We start from the raw sequence: 21,722 nt of genomic DNA on the forward strand, positions 1-21,722 counted from the left end.
CATAGCCGGAAACAAAGTCATAGAGGATCCATGGCATCAATCGTCATCGCCCAGGGCGGCGGCCCCACCGCCGTGATCAACCAGACCCTGTGTGGCGCCATCCTTGCCGCGCGCAGGCATGATCCGTCCGCGCGCATTCTGGGCGCGCGCTATGGCGTACGAGGCCTCACGGCGGGGAACATCGTCGACCTGACCACCATGCCCGAGGCCGAACTCCACCGCCTCGGCAACACGCCCAATTCGGCGCTCGGCTCGACCCGCGACAAACCAGATGCTGGCGCATGCTCTGATATCCTCGCGGCTCTGGACCGGCTCGGCGCCCGCGCCTTTGTTTATATTGGCGGCAACGACACCGCCGGAACGCTCGAACTGCTGCGGCAACAGTCGAGTGGTCCCTGCCATTTCGTGCATGCCCCCAAGACCATCGATAACGACCTGATGGAGAACGACCACGTCCCCGGCTTCATCTCGGCAGCCGCCTTCGTCGCCAATGCCCTTGTCAGCGTCGATCTCGATTTTCGCGCCATGCCCGGCATCTATGTGGCCATCGTCATGGGCCGCCATGCCGGTTTTCTCTCCGCTGCGGCTGCGGGCTGGCAGCAATCGCCCGACGATGCTCCGCATCTGATCTACACGCCGGAAAAGCCGTTCTCGGTTGTCCAGTTCCTCGACGACGTCGATGCGGTTTACACGCGGCTCGGCCGCTGCATCGTCTCGATGTCCGAGGGCGTGCAGGACGAAGCCGGCCGGCCCCTCGCCGAGGCGCTGGCGGGCGAGGCGATCGAGCGCGACGCCCATGGCAATCTGCAATTGACCGGCGGTGATCTCGGCATCGAGATCCAGAAAGCGCTGAAATCGCGTTTTCCCAAGGCCAGGGCGCGTGTCGACACACTGGGCTATCTGCCGCGCGGATATATCGGCGTGATCGACGAAACCGACCGCAAGGAGGCTTTCGACGCCGGCGCATTTGCCGCGCAAAGCGCCTTGACCGGCAGCGGCTCGGTGGTGCTGCATTATGACGGCGAGTGTATCGAACCTCGGCTTGTGCCGCTCGATCGCGTGGCTGGCAAAACACGCCATATGCCCGACGATTTCCTTGTCGGCAGCAATACCGTTTCGGAAGAAGGACGGCGCTATTTTCGGCGGCTTCTACCCAAGCGGCACGATATCTTCGCGCCGTTCGTATGAAATTGTCGGAGAGAGCATTCTCAACATGAGGCTCTTAGCCCGCAGGATGGGTTGAGCTCTTGCGAAACCCATCGCGCAGACAACCAACGCAGTGTCTAGTCCGTCTTGTTCGACCACCTGCAAGGATGAAGTTGATGGGTTTCGCTTTCGCTCTACCCATCCTACGGGCTGACCTCGTGGGCTTGCGAAACTTAGGCTTAACCTTCGATTGTGTTGATGGCACAAGTCAATCAGGCGGTGTTATAACCCTATGAAACGGCTTGGAATCGCTGTCGCGGTGACCACCATCTGCATTGGGGTGGTGATTCTTGCGTATCATGTGGCCTATCCTAGCCTAACACTGCGCTATCGCCTGACCCTCGTGGCTGAGGTCGATGACCAACCCAAGATGGGCACGAGCGTCGTTGAGGTCACATACAACGAGCAGCCCGAAGTGGGGAGCGGCCGCAACCTTGTTTTCGGCCATCGAGGCGAAGCGGTTGCTGTTGAACTCGGCGAGCGCGGGACGCTGTTTGCGCTCTTAGTAGCCGGCGACGATATCCGGTCGGCCCCCGAAACCATCGTATTCAGGGCATTTGGGTTTCCCGGTGGCATATTCCCGCAAGGTTCTGTCGAAGACGGATTTAGGAGAATTCGGCAACTGTCGGGAAAGCGCGAGCTGCAATTGGACAGTTTGCCGATGCTGGTTCGATTTCGCGATATGAATGATCCGAAGACGGTGGAGCGAGTCCATCCTCACAATCTTGCAGAGCGTTTCGGTCCGGGCTCAAAGTTGGTTCGCGCCGAACTGGAAATAGTCGCTACCGACAGTTGGCCGCTTAGCTCAGGCCATTTTGCGGGCGAACCGTTGACGACGGGTATTGAAAAGCGATTGAGTTGGTTGCCTCAATTCTATGATCGCATGCTCGATGGTCGCCGCTACCAGGCGGCTTCATCTGAATTGCAACTGGCTAATTCACTCGCTTCTGGAGCTTTCATGGCTCCATAGCACTCGCAGCCCGTAGGATGGGTTGAGCTCTTGCGAAACCCATCCTCCTGACAGCCAATGCAGTGTCTAGTCCCTCTTGTTCGACCCAACTGCTAGGATGAAGTTTGATGGGTTTCGCGGCGCTTTACCCGTCCTACGAGCTCACAGGCTTGCGACCTGGTCGGAGTGTTGAAGTCGCCTTCTGCTCGCTGCTCAGCGTGGCATGGAACTGGTCCAGGGCAGGTTCAACCAGCTTGGCGGCCGTCAGCATGGTCCCTCTGAATTGACGTCCGCTTTCTGCGGCAGAACGGTGATTGGTCGGTTCGCAGCTGGCTCGCCCCGGCCGCGAATGACTCTGAGCGGTCGATTTCGATCTGCCGTCGAGGAACAACGCACGATCCTGGCTGTGCCGCCGCGTACACTTGGAAATTCAGCGGCCGACAAGTGCTACGGCCTCCGGCGCTTCGGCAGGCGCGGCTTCGTTGGTCCGCATAAATACAAAACGGGATGCCACGGAGATCTGTGTGTCGGCGCCGCCATCTTGGCCGATGAGAATTAGTCCCGCTCCGCCATTAGCTACATTCAGGATGACGGGGGCGCCCTTCCACGTCCTGATTGGCTCCATTCCGACGATAAGAAATTCACCGATCGGCTGGTCAAAATATTGAAGCCTCAGCTGTGGCCCGACTTCTGCCGCCGCAAGTCCGAAACCCAGCTGTTTGGCGCGCGCATAAATGTCCGCCAGCAACGCAGTATCGGTCTGAAAGCCGAGTTCGGCCGCCGACACCGTGAATAGCTCTATGTCTGTTTTCGTGTCGCGAAGGGTAAAGATCGGCCGTGCGAGAATCTCGCCAGCCGAGTTTCCAATGCCGCAACCTGCCGCATCCAATGCGTTACTGAGGGCAAAGAAATTTGCAAAGGTCCCGATTGTGATCGTCTTCCACACGGGAACATCGACGGCGGATTTGATCAGAATTTGCGGCCTGTCAACTGACGGACCTTTCTTGAGCCTTAGCTGGTTCTGCAGGACATTTCGCGCCGTGCATTGAGCTCTGGCTTCGCTCGCAAACAGGAGAGCGCATGTGGTACAGAGCATCGCAACAACGAGAACGCGACAGTGGCGCCATCCTGGCGAATGACGCTGGATGGCATGGCAACTGACTTTCTTGCCAGCTGTGCGGCCCATAACGGACCCCTCTTGCGCAAATGCAGCGCCAATAAAATCAGACTTCAATATGTTCGGGCCGGTTCACGGCAAAAAGCCGTCATTCTCGCAGCCTATAGAGGTTGGTCCCGGAAATCCCGCAAAGGTTCAGCGAGGGTGACGTCGGATGACAAGCTCAACATAGGTCAGCGTGGGTGCCTTTCTTGCGCAAGTCTGCGGCGCCGCGCTACTTTCCCGGGGCCGTTTCAGTAGCCTCTACTACGGGGAGAGAGTCGGGTTGTGGCCCATCGTGTCAGTTGGCGCAGCGACAGTCTGGATTCCGGCGCGAACTGGAAGTCACCGGCTGAATGGCAAAGCGACGAGATTGACCCATGTGCAACATCAAGTCGCTGTGCTTTGCGGCTTATGGCGCGCATCGTTTCCGGATGGTCAGGTTTGGAGCGATTTCGGCGATTGGGACGATAGCTGTCTTGACGCTTGTTCAAGTTGGGCTTGCCGAAAATGGCCAGAGTGGCCCGAGTGCTCAACCATCGTTGCCACCAGCTCCAGGTACGAGGGACAGCCTGTTGCTGGAAGCACGTTTTCCGCAACCGCTGTCGCACAACGAAAATAATTCTCTGAGACCAATGGACCATTTCAAGGAATGCGAATCCTGTCCGGAGATGATCGTCGTTCCCTTGGGACAGTTCAGGATGGGAGCGAGCGAGAACGAGGTCGGGAGCACACCAGATGAAAGACCACAGCATCTGGTCATTTTCGCAAAAACGTTCGCCGCAGGTCGCTTCGCGGTGACATTCGATGAATGGGACGCTTGCACAGCTGCAAAGGGTTGCAGCTATCGACCCTCCGATCAAAATTGGGGGCGCGGAAAACAACCAGTCATAAATATTCGTTGGGATGACGCCAAAGAATACGTGGCGTGGCTATCGCGCAAGACAGGGCGACCTTATCGATTGTTGAGCGAAGCTGAGCGCGAATATGTTACGCGGGCGGGAACATCGACTGCATATTGGTGGGGCGATGATTTCAGAGCGCGTCAGGCCAACAGTCCCTCTTGTTCGATCAACTGCTAGGATGAAGTTTGATGGGTTTCGCAAGAGCTCCCATCCTGCGAGCGGCATAGGACGGTGGTGTAGGTCCCACAAGCACGGCCCTCATGGCCTGCGAGCCGGTTGCGAATGGCCCGGAGCCGTCATTGGCTCCCTAACAATTCGACCTGCTGCCGCAACCGACATAGGCGTTGACTCGGCCGGTGAGCCATTGAAAAAATGCATTTTATGAACGAGAGCCAGCCTCTTCTTGATTTCGATTCCGACTTTTGCCGCAAGATTGCTAAGTGGGGAGCAGTCATCTGCTTAGCATGGTTGGGGATCGCTATTTGCATTCTCGCTCTAGTCCATCCTGGTAGCCAATGTCCGGCCTGGACCATCTACGACAAGAACGGTGGGGCTACTTCGTTGTGGGTGATGGTGGGCTTCTTTACAGGCTTTCCCACGATCTGGCTTTGCTTCATTGTCCTGCGATGGAAGGGCTTCACCCGAAAAATCTACGATAGCGGCGCGGATAGCTATAAGCGCTTTCTAGCGTCGAAGGGTTGGGATTACCAAAGCAAACCTTCCGCTTACACCTTTCCTTTGAACTCGGTGTTCGTAGTCGTCATCGGGATGTGGAGCCTGTTTTGCTCAATGCCTCTCTGGGTGATGATCCTTCCTTGCTTTTAGAGACGGTGACCCAGAGCCTGCCCCGATGTATTCAAGTGGCCCATCGCGTCGTTTCGCGGCTATGCGGAATTTGATCGCTACCGGGGCATAACGGAGATTGGGCAAGCCTGCAGCAATCAAGCTCGGTTTATTAGTACGCGCCGGCCTGGCAATTGCCCACAACTCTCAACGCACAGGTGACGGACGGGCTCGTATTGGCCGCGGCCAGCATCGCGATCTTCCGACACAGGCCCCCTCACGAGAAATCCTGCGTCAGTATCGTCGCGAACTGCTCCAGCGCCCAGTCGACCTGGTCGCTGGTGATCACCAGCGGCGGGGCGATGCGGATGGTGTGCTCATGGGTGTCCTTGGCGAGGATGCCCTTGCCCCTTAGCGCCTCGCAGGCCCGTAGGATGGGTTGAGCTCTTGCGAAACCCATCGCCCTGACAACCAACGTAGTGTCTAGTCCCTCTTGTCCGATCCAACTGCGAGGATGAAGTTTGATGGGTTTCGCAAGAGCTCAACCCATCCTACGAGCTGTTGCAGCGCGTTGCCGCTCGCGTGACGCTCTGAGTCTGCTATAGTCGTTCGCTTGCACGCAGGGCTTTCCGGTGAGGCCAGATGCGACGACGTGCTTTCATGGTGCTCCTTGGCGGAACGGTAACATGGCCGTTTTCCGCGTGGCCCCAATCACGTGCGTCACGCCCGCTGATCGCCATCCTGGTGGGAATCTCGCCGGTGGGCGCATCGCCATTTCTCAAGGGGTTCGCGCAGCAGATGGAAGCCCTCGGGCGCGTCGAAGGTCGGGACTACGATACTGCGGTACGGTTTGCGGACGGCGATTTAGATCGCTTTCCAGGACTAGCGAGCGAAGTCGTGGGCCTTAAGCCAGATATCGTCGTCGCCGCAAACACCACAGCTGCCGTCGCCGCGAAGAAGGCAACCTCAACCATCCCGATTGTTTCGATAGCCTTGATTGAGCCCATAGAGAGAGGGTTAGTCGCAAGCCACGCCCATCCGGGCGGAAACTTGACGGGAATATTGATCTCGCTCGACACGCTGCTGGGCAAGCCGCTCCAGATTGCAACTGAGTTGCTTCCTGGTGCCAAGAAGGCCGGCTTACTCGTTAATGCTCATTCGGCTTCCAGTGCAGTTCAACGGCCGGACGCCGAGAGGGTCGCCGCCGCCCTGCGCTTAGAACTCGTGGTCATCGATGTCGCGACAAAGGATCAAGTCGAGCCGGCAATTCGACAGCTTGCACGCAACGAGATCGATATTGCGATTATACCTACCGATCCACTTTTCTTGACCGAGCGCCAACGGATCGCTGCCCTCCTGGCAGCGTTGCGCTTGCCAGCTGTGTACGGCCTACGCGAACACGCCGAAGTCGGAGGTTTGATCAGCTACGGGATCGACCTGCTTGCCAACTGGCGCCACGCGGCCGATCTGGTCGATAGGATACTCAACGGGACGGCTCCAGCTGAGATCCCGGTCGAGCTGCCGAGCAAATTGGAATTGGTCATCAATCTCAAGGCTGCCAAGACGCTTGGACTTGAGGTGCCGGCGGCGTTGATCGCACGCGCCGACGAGGTGATCGAATGAGGCTGCAGCATCAAGAAAAATCCTGCGTCAGGACCGTCGCGAACTGCTCCAGTGCCCAGTCGACCTGGTCGCTGGTGATCACCAGCGGCGGGGCGATGCGGATCGTGTGCTCATGGGTGTCCTTGGCGAGGATGCCCTTGCCCTGGAGCGCCTCGCAGTAGCGGCGGGCGCGGCCGGCCTCGGGATGCAGCTCGACCGCCAGCATCAGGCCGCGCCCGCGCACCTCGCGGATCGTGTTGGCACGGATGTCCTTCAAGCCTTCGAGAAAGCGCGCGCCCTGCGCGGCCGCGTTCTCGATCATGCCTTCCTCGACCAGCACGCGCATCGCCGCGCGCGCCACCGCGCAGGCCAGCGGGTTGCCGCCGAAGGTCGAGCCATGCTGCCCGGGTCGCAATGTCCCGAGCACGTCGTTGTTCGAGAGCACGGCCGACACCGGATAGAAGCCGCCGGACAAGGCCTTGCCGAGCAGCGTCACGTCCGCCTCGATGCCCTCGTGCTGTTCGGCGAGCAGCTTGCCGGTGCGGCCGAGCCCGGTCTGGATCTCGTCGAGCACCAGCATCACGTTGTGGGCGGTGCAGAGCTCGCGCACTTTGGTGAAATAGCCGACTGGAGGAATGATGACACCGGCTTCGCCCTGGATCGGCTCGACCAGGAAGGCGACGGTGTTTTGCGTGATCGCTGCTTCCAGCGCCGCCGCGTCGCCGAACGGGATGATCCTGAAGCCCGGCGCGAACGGCCCGAAGTGTCCGCGTGTCTCAGCGTCCGTTGAAAAGCCGACGACGCCCAGCGTGCGTCCATGGAAATTGTCGGCGGAGACGATGATCTCGGCTTCGCCGTCCGGCACGCCTTTCACCTCATAGCCCCATTTGCGCACCGACTTGATCGCGCTTTCGACCGCCTCGGCGCCGCTGTTCATCGGCAGCACCTTGTGGGAGCCGGTCAGCGCCGCGATCTCTTCATAGAACAAGGCGAGCTGGTCGTTGTGGAAGGCGCGCGAGGTGAGCGTCAGCCGGTGGGCCTGTTCCACCATCGCCGCCAGGATCTTGGGGTGGCAGTGGCCCTGGCTGACCGCGGAATAGGCGGAGAGGCAATCGAGGTAACGGTTGCCTTCGGTATCCCAGACCCAGACACCTTCGCCGCGCGACAGCACGACCCCGATCGGCGCGTAATTGTTGGCACCAAAGCGTGCTTCCGTTGCGAGGAGATCAATGACCGACGCGCTCATTTTTCGTCACTCCCATTGGGCAGCCTGGGACGTGCGCGATGCTGCCGATTTGCTCCGGCGTGTCAAATGGTTCTGCGCATCCACCGGGCATTTTCGGCGGGCCCGTCTCCTACTGTGCATGGGGTTGTTTTCGACATTTTTGTTTGGCCGGTGCTTTTCAGGAGTCCTGATCGCGATGCGCGATCTCCAGCGTGACCAAGCGTGCGAGCAGCGTCGCAGGGTAAAGCTGGCCAAACACCGCCTCGATGTTGCACAGGCTGCGCACGATCGGATGCACCGGCGCGACATCGCCATAACCGGTCGTCGTCAGCGTCGCGAAGCTGAAATAGATCACCTGGCTCGCCAGCGCCGGACTGTCCTCGACCTTCATGCCGGCGAACGCGGTCGGCACCAGCGAGCCCATGAAGGTGTAGAGCGCCGAGAAGATCACCGCGATCGTCATATACAACAGCACCGCACCGATCACGCGATGATAGGTCACGCGCCCCGGCGCGAAGGTCGCGCGGGCCACCGCCCAGGCCATTGTGGTGCCGACGATGAACCAGGAGCCGGCAAAGAGATTGAGATCGAGGATGGAGGGCGACCTGATCCGCAGGATCGCGCCGACCGTGATCATGCCGAGCGCGATCAGCATCGCCACGACCGCGACCGGGCTGCCCGAGATCACGAAGATGCCGACGACGAGCAGCAGCGCCAGCACCAGCTCTGAGGCCTGAAAGGCAAAGATCCCCAGCGCCTGGAGCGGGGAGACCACGAACATCATGATCATGAGCAAGGCGGTTAGCCCGGTCAGGAGCGGATCGGCCCAGCGCTCGCGGATCTCGTTGATGTTCATGAAATCCTCATCGGCCGATGGAGCAGGGCACGCTCAGGAAGCCGCGGAAGCGCACCCGGCCGCCGCGCACCGGCTCGCCGCTCACGGCATAGTTCGGGAAGCGCGCCAGGAAGCGCGAGATCGCGATGGCACCTTCCAGCCGCGCCAGCGCCATGCCGGCGCATTGATGCGCGCCAGTGGCGAAAGCGAGATGCCGGTTCGGCGCGCGTGCGACGTCGAAGGCTTCGGGATCGGGAAACTGCGCGGGATCGCGGTTGGCAGCACCGATGCACAGCGTGATCGACGTGCCGGCATCGAGCATGATTCCGCGGAGCTCGACCTTTTCCGTGGTCATGCGGTTGCCGAGCTGGTTCGAGCTTTCGTAGCGCAGCATCTCTTCCACGGCAGTCTTGATCAGGTCCGGGTTGTCGATCAGCCGCTGCTTCTGGTCCGGATTTCGGTTGAGCGTGACGAGGCCATTGCCGATCAGATTGGTGGTGGTCTCGTGGCCGGCATTGAGCAGGAAGATGCAATTGTGCAGCAACTCCTTCTCGGTCAGCCGCTCGCCGCTCTCCTCACCCTGGATCAAGCGCGTCAGCACGTCGCGCTCGGGATTGCCAGGCTTTTGGCGCCGGCGCGCCACTAGCGTCGAGAGATAGGCGAGAAAGTCCGTCACCGCCTTGTTGCCGCGCGCAGCGACTTCAGTCGATACCACGGGCTCGAGTGCACCGAGGATCGCCAGCGACCAGTCGCGCAATGGCCCACGCTCGTCATGGGGAACGTCGAGCAAATTGCCGATCACCTCGATGGGAATGGAGGCGGCGAAATCTTCGATCAGTTCGCAATCGCCTTTGGCGGCGATGGCGTCGAGCAGGCCGTCGATCAGCTTGATGAGGTCGCCCTCCATGCCGGCGATCGCGCGCGGCGACAGCGCGCCCATGATCAGCCGCCGCACGCGGGTATGCGCCGGCGGATCGTTGAACACGAGGCTCGTGGTGTGGTGCTCGTAAAGCGGGGTGTCGCCGTATTTCGGCGCGAACTCGCGCTTCTTGTCCGAGCTGAACGATTTTGTGTTCTTGTAGGTGGTGACGAGGTCGTCGTAGCGGGTCAGGAACACGGTGCCGTTCGGCAGGCGCTTGACAGGTTCGTTCTCCCGCAGTGCACGATAAGTCGGATAGGGATCGGCGTAGAATTCGCCCGTCAGCTTCTCCAGATCGAACCTGGCCGCCAGTTCTTTCGCATCTGCGTTCATTGCCGCCATACTCGCCGGTTGAGACCGATATGCCGTTTTCGCTCTATCGAGCGATGCGGATCACCGTCTACAGTCGTGCCGTGATTAGCTAGCCGACCGGACAGGAAAATGCACGCCCGCGCTGATGCTGCCGACACGGCCCCGAATTGGCCCGACGATATTTTCGCGACATTGCAACGCTTCGACGTCCGGCAGGTGCCTTACGTGCCGGACGCCGGTCATTCGAGGCTGATCCAGCACGTGCTGGGCTCATCCACGATGCGCGGCATTCCGCTCACGACGGAGGAGGAGGGCGTGGCGCTTCTCGCCGGCGCCTGGACCGGTGGGCAGCGCGGCGTGCTTCTGATGCAGTCGAGCGGGGTCGGCAATTGCATCAACATGCTCTCGCTGATCCCGATCCTGCGCTTTCCGTTCCTGACGCTCGTGACCATGCGTGGCGAGTGGGGCGAGTTCAATCCGTGGCAGGTGCCGATGGGATCGACCACGCAAGGCGTGTTCGAGCTTTCCGGCATCAAGGTGCTGCGCGCCTCGAACGCAGCCGAGGTGCCGGCGGTGTTAGAGGCGGCTGCCGGGCAGGCCTATAATGCGCTCACACCCACCGCCGTCCTGTTGTCGCAGCGCCTGATCGGCGCCAAGGTTTTCACCAAATGAGCAAGGCCAATCTCCTCGATCGCCGCCAGGTGGTGTCCGCGCTGCTTGCGAACCGGAAGGACGTCGTTGCGATCGGCGGCCTCGGTGCATCGACCAACGACATCACCGCCGCCGGCGACCACGCCCGCAATTTCTATCTCTGGGGCGGCATGGGCGGTGCGGCGATGATCGGGCTGGGCTTGGCGCTGGCGCAGCCAAAGTTGCCGGTGCTGGTCATCACCGGCGACGGCGAGATGCTGATGGGCATGGGCAGCCTCGCCACCATCGGGCTTCAGAAGCCGTCCAACCTCTCGATCGTCGTGCTCGACAACGAGGCCTATGGCGAGACCGGCGGCCAGACCAGTCACACCTCGGCCACCGCCGACCTCGTCGGTGTCGCCAGGGCCTGCGGCATCGGGGACGCCTGCGCGATCTCGACCATGGCCGAGGTCGAGGCCTTCGCCAAGGCCGTCCACGACGTCTCGGCAGGCCCGCGATTTGCCAATGTGAAGATCGACAGCGCCAACGTGGAGCGGATCCTGCCGAGCCGGGACGGAACTTACATCGTCAACCGGATCCGCGGTGATCTCGGGTTCCAGCCGATCTGACCCTGATACGTGGCAAAATTGCCCTGAATCTGCACCCATTTAGGTTGCGGCGCACCATTTGGCTTGACTTTTGCGTGGGTGAGTGCTTACTCACTAGCCATGAGCTCATTGCGCATGACGAGCGACCTGAGGCGTCAATTGATCCTCGGAGCCGCGAAACGCTGCTTTGCCCGGCACGGCTATAACGGCACCACGACCAAGAGCGTGGCGGCCGCCGCTGCCATTTCCGAGGCGCTGCTGTTCAAGCATTTCCCCTCCAAGGCGGCGCTCTACGCTGAAATTCTCAGCGATGAATGCGAAGCCGATCCGGCGCTGATGGATCTTCTGGAGCGAGAGCCGTCGACGGCGACCCTGGTCGAATTGATGCGTGGCATGGTCCAGCACTTCCTCCAGATCGCCGACGGCCCCGATCAGGAGGAGGCGCAGCGCCTGCGACTGATGGCCACGAGCCATTTGGATGATGGCGAATTCGCCCGTCTGCTATATGCCAAGATCGAGATGCTGATCGGAGCAGTCTTCGTCGCCTCGCTCGAACGCGCGGTCGCCGCCGGCGATGCGCGGCCAAGCAGCAGCGAACCGCTCAACCTGTTCTGGTTTGCGCATCACACGGTGATGACCGCTGCGCTGACCAGGCTGCCGGCCGTGCCCTGCCTCGCTTACGGCAAGGCGATCGATCTGGAACGGCAGCTGTGTGAGTTTCTTCTGAGGGGTATCGGACTTAACGACGCCGCAATTGCTTCGCATTTGGGCCGCGATCAGGCCGCGGATGCCGGCAAGACGGCGATTGCAGAAAGCGCATGACATGAACATCGTAACCGAACACAAGATTTCGGGCGAACCGATCGACAGCAAGGCTCCCAAGCGACCGGTCCGGCCGGTGCTCTGGTTCATCATCGTTGGCACGCTGCTGGGCGCGCTCGTCGGTGGCCTGGTCTGGTTCAATTATTTCCGCGGCCAGATGATCAAGCAGTTCTTCGCCAACAACAAGCCGCCGCCGACCGCGGTCAGTGCGGCCGAGGCGAAGTCCGAGGTGATCCCGAACCTGTTGACCGCGGTCGGCGGCCTCGCTGCCGTGCACCAGGTCGACGTCACTGCCGACGTCAACGGCCGCGTCACCGAGATCAAGTTCGAACCCGGCGCGCACGTCGAGGCCGGTATGCCGCTGGTGCAATTGTTCGACGCGCCGGAGCAGGGCGACCTCGCGAGCTTCAAGGCGCAGGCAACCGTCGGGCAGCTTTCGCTCGACCGCGCCAAGCAGCTGGCGTCGCGCCAGTTCGGTCCGCAGTCGACCGTCGATTCCGCGCAGGCCGCCTACGATCAGGCGCTGGCCGGCATTGCCAAGACCGAAGCGCTGATCTCGCAGAAGCTGGTCCGCGCGCCGTTCTCCGGCGATCTCGGCGTCCGCAAGGTCGAGGTCGGCCAGTATCTCACTGCCGGCACGGCCATTGTCTCGCTGACTGATCTATCGGAGCTGTGGGCGAACTTCACGGTGACGGAAAAGGACTCGGGCAACCTCAAGGTTGGCCAGTCGGTCCGGCTGAAGGTCGACGCCTATCCTGGCCGCACCTTCGACGCCAAGGTCACCACGATCGAGCCGCAGATCGCGACCGACACCCGCAATATCCGCGTGCAGGCAACCGTCTCCAACCCGGAAAAGATCCTGAAGCCCGGCATGTTCGTGACCACCACGGTGGTGCTGCCGGACAAGCCGGCGGTGGTCACCGTGCCAGAGACCTCGGTCGACTACACGCTGTACGGCGACTCTGTGTTCGTGATCACCGAGAAGAAGGAAGAGGACGGCAAGACCAGCCTGAGCGCGGTGCGCACATTCGTGCAGACCGGCAACCGGGTCGATGGCCGTGCTGAAATCATCAAGGGCTTGAAGCCGGGCGACAAGGTTGTTGCCGTCGGCCAGCTCAAGCTGCAATCGGGCTCTGCCGTGTCGATTTCAACGGACCCGGCTCCGACAATTCCGGCGCAGCCGCCACGCTACTGACAATGCGCTCGCATGATCCGGCAATGCCGGATCATGCTTCATAAGCCCAAGAAATCGAGATCGAATCGAGATCGCCGCGATGCGCTTTACCGATATTTTCATCAAACGCCCGGTCCTGTCGGTCGTCGTCAGCCTGCTGATCCTTTTGATCGGCCTTCGCGCGGCGACGACACTGCCGATCCGGCAATATCCAAAACTGTCGAACACGGTCATCAACATCACGACCGTCTATCCCGGCGCGTCCGCGGAACTGATCCAGGGCTTCATCACCACGCCGATCGAGCAGGCGGTCGCTTCCGCCGAAGGCGTCGACTACATGACCTCGTCCTCGGTGCTCGGCACCTCGACGATCCAGGTCTACATCAAGCTGAACTTCGATCCGAACCAGGCGCTCACCGAAGTGTTGGCCAAGACGAACTCGGTCAAATATCTGATTCCGAAGGAATCCAACGACCCGATCGTCACCAAGACGACTGGCCAGACCACGGCCGTAATGTATCTCGGATTCTCGTCCGAGGAGTTGTCGGGTTCGGCGATCTCGGACTATCTCACGCGCGTGGTGCAGCCGGTGCTGTCGACCGTCGATGGCGTCGCATCCGCCGACATCCTCGGTGCCCAGAACTTTGCGATGCGGCTGTGGCTTGATCCCGTGAAAATGGCAGGCCGCAACATCTCGCCGGCCGACGTCGCCTCAGCGATCGCCGCCAACAACTTCCAGTCCGCGGCGGGCCAGACCAAGGGTTATTTGATCGTCTCGAATATCTCGACGAATACCGACCTCGGTAACGTCGAACAGTTCAAGAAGATGATCGTCAAGGCCAAGGACGGCGGCTTCGTGCGGATGGAGGACATCGCGAGCGTCGAGCTTGCCGCGCAGAGCACGGATGCGAGCGTCGCCTTCAACGGCGAGCACGCGATCTTCATCGGCGTGAACGCGACACCGCAGGGCAACCCGCTGACGCTGGTGAAAGGCGTGCGTGCGCTGTTCCCTGAGCTCGAGCGTAATTTGCCACCGTCGATGAAGATGAAGGTCGCCTACGATTCGACCAAGTTCATTCAGTCGTCGATCGACGAGGTCGAGAAGACGCTGGGCGAAGCCATCGTGATCGTCATCGTGGTGATCTTCCTGTTCCTGGCCTCGTTCCGCTCCGTCATCATTCCGGTTGTCACCATTCCGCTGTCGATGATCGGCGTCTGCACGCTGATGCTGATGTTGGGCTTCAGCTTTAACCTGCTGACACTGCTCGCGATGGTGCTCGCAATCGGCCTCGTGGTCGACGACGCTATCGTGGTGGTGGAGAACATCCATCGGCATCTGGAAGAAGGGAAGACACCGGTACAGGCCTCATTGGAGGGCGCGCGGGAAATCGTCGGTCCCGTCGTCTCGATGACGATTACACTCGCCGCCGTGTACGCCCCGATCGGCTTCCTCGGCGGCCTCACCGGCTCACTATTTCGCGAATTCGCCTTCACGCTCGCGGGCTCAGTGATCGTGTCCGGCGTGATCGCGCTGACGCTGTCGCCGATGATGTGCTCGGTGTTGCTGAAGAACACCGAGGAGGGCCGGTTTGCAAAGCTGGTGAACGGGGTGTTTGGCGCCTTGACGCGCTGGTACGGCCGCAGGCTCGACCGCTCGCTTGACTACAAGGCCATCACCGGCCTGTTCGCGGTGACGATCCTCGGGCTCGTCGGCTTCCTCTACATGCACACGTCGAAGGAACTGGCGCCGGAAGAAGACCAGGGCATCGTCTTCGCGGTGACCAAGGCGCCAAAATACGCCAACATCGACTATGTCGATTTCTATGGTGACAAGCTCGACAAGGAATTCCAGAAATTCTCCGAGACTGATCTGCGTTTCGTCCTGAACGGCATCAACGGCCCGCAGGGCGGCATCGCCGGCATGCTGCTGAAGTCGTGGGATGAGCGCAAGCGCTCGTCGATCGCTCTGAAGCCGCTGGTCCAGGCCGAGCTCTCCAAGATCGAGGGCGTGCAGGCCTTTGCATTCAACCTGCCGCCGCTGCCGGGCGGGCCGGGCGGCCTGCCGGTGCAGATGGTGATCAACTCGACCGCGGGCTTCCAGGCTGTCTATGAGCAGATGGAGAAGTTGAAGGCCGCTGCGCGCAAGAGTGGCATGTTCATCGTCTCCGACAGCGATCTTGCTTATAACCAGCCGACGGTGACGGTGAAGATTGATCGCAGCAAGGCGCAGGATCTCGGCGTCAACATGCAGAATCTCGGCAGTTCGCTCGCGGTACTACTAGGCGGAAACTACATCAACCGCTTCAATCTCGAGGGCCGGTCCTACCAGGTGATTCCGCAGGTGCCGCGCAGCCAGCGGCTCTCGCCGGAATCGCTCGGCAGCTACTACGTTACGACCAACTCCGGTCAGCAGCTTCCGCTGTCGACGGTAGTGTCGATCCAGACCAGGACCGACCCGAATTCGCTAACCCACTACAATCAGCTCAATTCGGCGACGTTCTCCGCCGTGCCGATGCCCGGCGTGACCGTCGGTGCGGCGGTCGACTTCCTCGAAGGCGAGGCCAAGAATTTGCCGCAGGGCTTCAGCCACGACTATCTCGCGGACTCCCGGCAGTATGTGCAGGAAGGCAACCAGCTCGCGATCACGTTCGGCTTCGCGCTGGTCATCATCTTCCTGGTGCTGGCAGCGCAATTCGAGAGCTTGCGTGACCCGTTTGTCATCATGATCTCGGTGCCGATGGCGATCGTCGGCGCGCTGATCCCGCTGTTCTTCGGCCTTGCCACGATGAACATCTACACCCAGGTCGGTCTGCTGACGCTGGTCGGGCTGATCACCAAGCACGGCATCCTGATGGTGGAGTTCGCCAACGAGCTTCAGGTCAACGAACGGCTCGACCGCCGCTCGGCCATCGAGATGTCGGCCCGTATCCGCCTGCGACCGATCCTGATGACCACGGCCGCGATGGTCACCGGCCTGATCCCGCTCCTGACCGCGACCGGTGCGGGCGCGGCCAGCCGCTTCTCGATTGGCCTCGTGGTCGTGGCCGGCATGTCGATCGGCACGCTGTTCACGCTGTTTGTCCTGCCGGCGGTTTATGTCGTGCTGGCGACCGACCATCGCGCGGCAGCCGATTCTGAGCGGAACAAGCAGGTCAACGAGCTCGACCTCGATTCCAAAGCGCTGCGGCCGACCTGAGGCCGTTCGATCGAAGAGTGCAAAGCGGCAATGGCCATCGCCATTGCCGCTTTTTTCTTGTCCCGTGCTAGACTTGCTCGGCGTGCGTTGCGCCAAGGCAGGGAAAGTATCAGGGCAGGGAAAGTATGATGAGGCGGCGCGAATTCCTGGGCGGGCTCGGCTGTGCTTCGTTGTTGGTGCCGTGCTCTGCCGTGGCTCAGAGCGGCAAGGTCTATCATCTGGGCACGCTAACGCCGATCGCGCCGATTACGGCGGAGAGTCGAGGCGGCAAGATCCTGACCAAGGTGCTCGACGAGCGTGGTTTCAAGCTTGGTCAGAACTTGACCTTTGAAGCGCGGGGCGCGCTGGGCGATGTTACGATGCTTCCCGCGCTGATCGCGGAGCTGAAGGCCAAGAACGTCGATGCCATCGTGATCATTGGCTACCCGACGGCAATGGCCGCCAAAGCGGCCGGCATTGCCACCGTCGCGGCCAGCGGCATCGGTGATCCCGTCGAAACCAGGTTGATCGAGAGCCTGGCGCATCCGGGCGGCAAGATCACCGGGATTTCGGACGTCGCAGCGACCCTCAGCGCCAAGCGGCTGTCGCTGCTCAAGGAGATGTCGCCGAAACTGACCAAGGTCGCGATGCTCTGGAACAAGGACGACCTCGGCATGACGACGCGCTATCAGGCGTCGGCGAAGGCTGCCCAGGCGCTTGGACTGACCGTGCAGGCGTTGGGCGTCCGCGAACCCGACGATTTCAACGAAGCTTTTTCGGCAATGAATGACGATTTGCCCGACGGCATCCTGATGGTGGCGGACGCGCTCACCATTCTCAACCGCGAGCGCGTCTTCGAGTTCGCCGCCACCCGGAAGCTGCCGGCGATCTACGAATTTGACCAATTCGCCCGCGACGGCGGTCTGATGTCTTATGGCGCCGACTCCTCGGAATCCTTCGAGCGGGCAGCCGCACTGGTCGCCCGCATCTTCAACGGGGCAAACCCCGGTGATCTGCCGTTCGAGCTGCCGACCCGCTATCCCCTGGTGATCAATCTCAAGACGGCCAAGGCAACCGGACTTGAAATTCCGCCCACCCTGCTGGCACTTGCCGATGAGGTCATCGAGTAACCCTGTGCGCTGCGGTGAGAGACAACCTCCGGCCTTCTTGCTAGGTTTCGCGGAATGAGCATTTCCGTCCATCCCGACACCCCGCAAACCAGGACCCTGCCGCGTGCGACCGGGGATGGCGTCGCGTCCGGCGAGGCGGGGCGCGGGATCAGGACCCGGCTGTTCACCAAATATGTCGCGCTGTTCGTCGCCGTCGTCGCCGTAGCACTGCTGGCCAACGGCCTATTCGAGGTCTTTTTCTATTATCGCGAACATAAGGCCTCGCTGATCCGGGTCCAGCATGAGCAGGCCGAGGCAGCGGCCGCCAAGATCAGCCAGTTCGTCAAAGAGATCGAGAGCCAGCTCGGCTGGACCACGCAACTGCCATGGACGGCGGGCTCAATCGAGCAGCGCCGGTTTGACGCGTTGCGGCTGCTGCGTCAGGTGCCGGCGATCACCGAGCTCGCCCAGGTGGATTCGACCGGCAAGGAGCGCTTGCGCGTCTCGCGGCTGGCCATGGACGCGATAGACAGCGGCATCGACCTGTCGAGCGATCCGAAATTCACCGAAGCCGTCGCGCACAAGGTCTATTATGGGCCGGTCTATTTCCGCCGGGAATCCGAGCCCTACATGACGCTGGCGCTGGCCGGCACACGCAAGGATGCCGGCGTCAGCATAGCTGAGGTGAACCTCAAGCTGATCTGGGACGTGGTCTCCCAGATCAAGGTCGGCGAGCATGGACACGCCTATGTGGTCGGTCAGCAGGGGCGCCTGATCGCGCATCCCGACATCAGCCTGGTGCTGCGCAACACCGACATGTCGGGGTTGGCGCAGGTGAAGGCCGTGCAAGCCAGCGGCGGAACGATGCCCGATGCATTGCAGGAGGCGACCAATATCCAGGGACAGAAGGTCCTGACAGCATCGGCACCGATCGCGCCGCTCGGCTGGACCATGTTCGTGGAGCTGCCAGTGGAGGAGGCTTATGCCGCGCTCTATGCGTCGCTGCAGCGGCTCGCAATCGTACTGCTCGCCGCGTCGATCTTCGCGGTGCTTGCGGGAATCTTCCTGGCGCGGCGGATGGTCGGTCCGATCCAGGCGCTGCGCAGCGGCGCCGAGCGCATCGGCGGCGGCGATTTCTCCCAGCGTATCTCAATCAGGACCGGCGACGAGCTCGAAGGGCTCGCCGACCAGTTCAACGACATGGGCGCGCGGTTGCAGGAATCCTACGCGGATTTGGAAAAGAAGGTCGAGGTGCGAACGGCTGAATTGAGCGAGTCGCTGGAGCAGCAGACAGCGACTTCGGAGGTGCTGCAGGTCACTAGTTCGTCTCCGGGCGAACTCACGCCCGTGTTCCACAAGATGCTCGAGAATGCCACGCGAGTCTGTGGCGCGAGTTTCGGAATCATGAATCTGTGGGACGGTGAAGGTTTCACCATTGCGGCTGACTACAACGTACCGCCTGCGTTCGCCGCTTCACGTAGAGATGTGGCGATCCGTCCTCATCCGGAGAGTGCGCTCGCCGCCGTCGTCGGGACACGTCAGGTTGTTCACGTTCACGATGTGCAAAACACGCCCGCCTATCTTGCTGGAGGTTCATCCATTCGAGGAATCTCCGACGTCGCCGGCGCCCGCACGATCGTCATCGTGCCGATGCTGAGGGAAGGCGATCTGATCGGCACGATCGCAGTCTATCGCAAGGAAGTCCGGCCGTTCACCGACAAGCAGATTGGGGTGGTCGAGAATTTCACCAAGCAAGCCGTCATCGCCATCGAGAACACGCGGCTGCTGAATGAGTTGCGCAAGCGTACGATGGAGCTCTCGCAGTCGCTTGACGAATTGCGCACTGCGCAGGATCGCCTGGTCCAGACCGAGAAGCTCGCCTCGCTTGGCCAGCTCACGGCGGGCATCGCCCATGAGATCAAGAACCCGCTCAACTTCATCAACAATTTCTCGTCGGTGTCGACAGAGCTGATCGACGAGCTCAACGATGTCCTGAAATCGGCTTCGCTCGGCGACAAGACGAGGGAAGAGGTCGACGAGCTGACCGGCATGCTCAGGGGAAATCTCGATAAGGTGGTACAGCACGGCAAGCGCGCCGATTCCATTGTCAGGAACATGCTGCTGCACTCGCGTGAAGGCTCCGGCGAGCATCGCGCTGCCGATATCAACGCGATCGTGGAGGAAGGTCTCAATCTGGCCTATCACGGCGCCCGCGCCGAGCGGCCCGGATTCAATGTCACGCTTGAGCGCGACTTCGATGCAGCGGCCGGCATGGCCGACATCTATCCGCAGGAGATTGCGCGCGTCTTCCTCAATTTGATTTCGAACGGCTTCTACGCGGCTGCCAAGCGCAAGGAAAGTGCGGCTGACGGTTTCGAGCCGACCCTGAGCGCAGCGACGAAGAGTCTCGGCAGCAGGGTCGAAATCCGGATCCGCGACAACGGCACCGGGATTCCGCCGGAGGTGAAGGAGAAGATGTTCAATCCCTTCTTCACCACCAAGCCGGCCGGCGAGGGGACCGGGCTTGGCCTGTCCATGAGCCATGACATCGTCGTGAAACAGCATGGCGGCACGATCGACGTGAACACCGAGCCCGGTGTATTCACCGAATTCATCATCACGCTGCCGCGCACGATGGCAGCGGGGCGCACATCCGGAGGCAGGACTTGAGCGTTTATATCCTGGTCGTCGATGACGAGCCCGACGTCGAGGCGCTGTTCCGGCAGCAGTTCCGGCGCGACCTGCGTGCCGGCCGCTTCCAGATGGAGTTTGCGCCCTCCGCGCCCGATGCGCTCAGGCGCGCGGCGGAGGTTCGCGATCCCTCGCTGATGATGATTCTGTCAGACATCAACATGCCCGGCATGAGCGGGCTCGACATGCTGCCCAAGGTGCGCGCCGATTACCCGCACGTTCCCGTCATCATGATCACGGCCTATGGTGACGCCGAGACGCGCCGGACCGCGATCGAGCGCGGCGCCACGGGGCTCCTCACCAAGCCGATCGACTTTGCGCAATTGCGCCAGGAGATCGATACCAGGCTCGAGCAGGCGGCATGACGACCCCGACCATCCTCTTCGTCGACGACGAGCCGGATCTGGAAGCGCTGATCTTGCAGAAGTTCCGCAAGCAGATCCGCGACGGGCTGGTGAACATCATGTTCGCGCGCGACGGCCTCGACGCGCTGGAATCGATCGAGCGGCATCCGCACGTCGACCTTGTCGTCGCGGATATCAACATGCCGCGGATGGACGGGCTGTCGCTGCTTGCGAAGCTCCAGGAGGCCGAGGACAAGAAGTCGACCATCATCGTCTCGGCCTATGGTGATATGAGCAACATCCGAACCGCCATGAACCGCGGCGCGTTCGACTTTCTGACCAAGCCGATCGACTTCGTCGACCTGGAAACCACCATCCAGAAGACCATCCGTCACATCGAGATGCTGCGCGAGGTGCGGCGTCGCCAGCTAGAGGCCGAGCGGGCCCATGCCTCGCTGTCGCGCTATTTTTCGCCGGAGATCGCGAGGCGCTTGGCCGTGGATGCCGAGGGCAACGGCATGGAGGTGCAGTGGCGGAACGTCGCCACCATCTTCACGGATATCACCGGCTTCACGTCCTTGGTGGAGAGCGCGGCGCCGGAGACGCTCGGCGAGCTCCTCAACGAATATGTCGGCGGCATGACCGAGATCGTCTTCGAGCATGAAGGCACCGTTGCCAAGATCATCGGCGACGCGATCCAGGTGCTCTTCAACGCGCCCGGCGACCAGCCGGACTATGCGACGCGTGCGGTCGCTTGCGTCCACGATCTCGACGCCTGGGCGCAGGATTTTTGCGCGCGCTGGAAGGCGAGGGGTGTGAGCTTCGGCGCCACCCGCATCGGCGCCCATGCCGGGCCGGCACTGGTCGGCAATTTCGGCGGCAATCGCTTCTTCGACTACACCGCCTATGGCGACAGCATCAACATCGCGGCGCGGTTGGAGGCGGCCAACAAGCATCTCGGCACGCGCATCTGTGTCAGTGCCAGCATTGCGGACGGAGCTGAGAATTTTCAGGGCCGCCCTGTGGGTGAGCTGATGCTGCGTGGACGCAGTGAGCCCCTGCGCGCGTACGAGCCGCTGCCGCAGGTCAGATTCGAAGCGCCGGAGACGGCGCAATATTCCGAGGCTTTCGCCAAGATGGAAACCGGCGACGTCGCCGCCATGCCGGCCTTCGCCGCGCTGATCGGCATGCATGCCGACGATCCCCTGGCCGGCTTTCACCTGAAGCGCCTGCTCAACGGTGCCAAGGGCATCCGCATGCAACTGGAATAGGAGTTT

18 protein-coding genes and 1 pseudogene are annotated in these 21,722 nt (G+C 61.4%); 14 read left to right on the forward strand and 5 right to left on the reverse strand.

Features of this window, described 5'->3' with window-relative positions:
- Positions 1 to 30 precede the first annotated feature (30 nt).
- Positions 31 to 1,188 carry a diphosphate--fructose-6-phosphate 1-phosphotransferase gene (locus UB31_RS05025; protein WP_045010038.1) on the forward strand — a complete coding sequence of 386 codons (1,158 nt, stop codon included), beginning with the start codon at positions 31 to 33 and terminating at the stop codon, positions 1,186 to 1,188.
- Between the two features lie 277 nt (positions 1,189 to 1,465).
- Entirely contained in the window at positions 1,466 to 2,176 is a 711-nt protein-coding gene (locus tag UB31_RS05030) for a hypothetical protein (RefSeq protein ID WP_197090766.1), read from the forward strand.
- Between the two features lie 409 nt (positions 2,177 to 2,585).
- On the opposite strand, the gene UB31_RS05035 is transcribed toward UB31_RS05030, so the two are convergent.
- Entirely contained in the window at positions 2,586 to 3,341 is a 756-nt protein-coding gene (locus UB31_RS05035; RefSeq protein WP_045010183.1) for a hypothetical protein, read from the reverse strand.
- A 350-nt stretch (positions 3,342 to 3,691) separates the two neighbouring features.
- On the opposite strand from UB31_RS05035, the gene UB31_RS42465 reads away from it, so the two are divergent.
- Both UB31_RS42465 and UB31_RS05040 read left to right on the forward strand, forming a co-directional pair.
- A complete protein-coding gene (locus UB31_RS42465) occupies positions 3,692 to 4,393 on the forward strand; it encodes a formylglycine-generating enzyme family protein (protein ID WP_245305948.1) in 702 nt (233 codons plus the stop codon).
- A gap of 204 nt (positions 4,394 to 4,597) precedes the next feature.
- The gene (locus UB31_RS05040) at positions 4,598 to 5,041 is read left to right on the forward strand and encodes a hypothetical protein (RefSeq protein ID WP_156175183.1); all 444 of its coding nucleotides are present in this window, start codon (positions 4,598 to 4,600) and stop codon (positions 5,039 to 5,041) included.
- Positions 5,042 to 5,276: 235 nt separating this feature from the next.
- Here the strand turns inward: UB31_RS05040 and UB31_RS05045 are convergent.
- Positions 5,277 to 5,429: pseudogene (locus tag UB31_RS05045) on the reverse strand (aminotransferase class III-fold pyridoxal phosphate-dependent enzyme); the annotation flags it as partial.
- A gap of 230 nt (positions 5,430 to 5,659) precedes the next feature.
- Between UB31_RS05045 and UB31_RS05050 the strand changes: the two are divergent.
- Entirely contained in the window at positions 5,660 to 6,622 is a 963-nt protein-coding gene (locus UB31_RS05050) for an ABC transporter substrate-binding protein (RefSeq protein ID WP_197090767.1), read from the forward strand.
- 10 nt (positions 6,623 to 6,632) lie between these two features.
- Here the strand turns inward: UB31_RS05050 and rocD are convergent, their stop codons facing one another.
- The 3 genes from rocD to UB31_RS05065 all read right to left on the reverse strand — a co-directional run bounded on the left by rocD (position 6,633) and on the right by UB31_RS05065 (position 9,913).
- A complete protein-coding gene (gene rocD, locus UB31_RS05055) occupies positions 6,633 to 7,847 on the reverse strand; it encodes an ornithine--oxo-acid transaminase (RefSeq protein WP_045010042.1) in 1,215 nt (404 codons plus the stop codon).
- Between the two features lie 157 nt (positions 7,848 to 8,004).
- Positions 8,005 to 8,682: a potassium channel family protein gene (locus tag UB31_RS05060; RefSeq protein ID WP_045010043.1), complete on the reverse strand. Its 678-nt coding sequence runs from the start codon at positions 8,680 to 8,682 to the stop codon at positions 8,005 to 8,007.
- Between the two features lie 7 nt (positions 8,683 to 8,689).
- Positions 8,690 to 9,913: a cytochrome P450 gene (locus UB31_RS05065; RefSeq protein ID WP_045010185.1), complete on the reverse strand. Its 1,224-nt coding sequence runs from the start codon at positions 9,911 to 9,913 to the stop codon at positions 8,690 to 8,692.
- 108 nt (positions 9,914 to 10,021) lie between these two features.
- On the opposite strand from UB31_RS05065, the gene UB31_RS05070 reads away from it, so the two are divergent.
- The 9 genes from UB31_RS05070 to UB31_RS05110 all read left to right on the forward strand — a co-directional run bounded on the left by UB31_RS05070 (position 10,022) and on the right by UB31_RS05110 (position 21,716).
- Positions 10,022 to 10,564 (forward strand): phosphonopyruvate decarboxylase, encoded by a 543-nt coding sequence (locus UB31_RS05070; RefSeq protein ID WP_045008931.1) that lies wholly within the window; start codon positions 10,022 to 10,024, stop codon positions 10,562 to 10,564.
- A complete protein-coding gene (locus UB31_RS05075; protein ID WP_045010044.1) occupies positions 10,561 to 11,151 on the forward strand; it encodes a thiamine pyrophosphate-dependent enzyme in 591 nt (196 codons plus the stop codon). The genes UB31_RS05070 and UB31_RS05075 overlap by 4 nt, the downstream gene beginning before the upstream one ends.
- 99 nt (positions 11,152 to 11,250) lie before the next feature.
- Entirely contained in the window at positions 11,251 to 11,952 is a 702-nt protein-coding gene (locus UB31_RS05080) for a TetR/AcrR family transcriptional regulator (RefSeq protein WP_082078410.1), read from the forward strand.
- 1 nt (position 11,953) lies between these two features.
- Positions 11,954 to 13,147, forward strand: a complete 1,194-nt coding sequence (locus UB31_RS05085; protein ID WP_045010046.1) for an efflux RND transporter periplasmic adaptor subunit — start codon at positions 11,954 to 11,956, stop codon at positions 13,145 to 13,147.
- A 79-nt stretch (positions 13,148 to 13,226) separates the two neighbouring features.
- Positions 13,227 to 16,322, forward strand: coding sequence for a MexW/MexI family multidrug efflux RND transporter permease subunit (locus UB31_RS05090; RefSeq protein ID WP_045010047.1), 3,096 nt, complete (start codon positions 13,227 to 13,229; stop codon positions 16,320 to 16,322).
- A 125-nt stretch (positions 16,323 to 16,447) separates the two neighbouring features.
- On the forward strand, positions 16,448 to 17,431 hold the full coding sequence (locus UB31_RS05095) for an ABC transporter substrate-binding protein (RefSeq protein WP_045010048.1): 984 nt from the start codon (positions 16,448 to 16,450) through the stop codon (positions 17,429 to 17,431).
- Positions 17,432 to 17,485: 54 nt separating this feature from the next.
- Positions 17,486 to 20,080, forward strand: a complete 2,595-nt coding sequence (locus UB31_RS05100) for an ATP-binding protein (RefSeq protein ID WP_045010049.1) — start codon at positions 17,486 to 17,488, stop codon at positions 20,078 to 20,080.
- Positions 20,077 to 20,466 carry a response regulator gene (locus UB31_RS05105; protein ID WP_045008938.1) on the forward strand — a complete coding sequence of 130 codons (390 nt, stop codon included), beginning with the start codon at positions 20,077 to 20,079 and terminating at the stop codon, positions 20,464 to 20,466. The genes UB31_RS05100 and UB31_RS05105 overlap by 4 nt, the downstream gene beginning before the upstream one ends.
- Positions 20,463 to 21,716, forward strand: a complete 1,254-nt coding sequence (locus UB31_RS05110) for an adenylate/guanylate cyclase domain-containing protein (RefSeq protein WP_045010050.1) — start codon at positions 20,463 to 20,465, stop codon at positions 21,714 to 21,716. Before UB31_RS05105 ends, UB31_RS05110 begins: the two co-directional genes overlap by 4 nt.
- Positions 21,717 to 21,722 lie beyond the last annotated feature (6 nt).

The organism is Bradyrhizobium sp. LTSP849, from assembly GCF_000938255.1.
Taxonomy (GTDB): Bacteria; Pseudomonadota; Alphaproteobacteria; order Rhizobiales; family Xanthobacteraceae; genus Bradyrhizobium.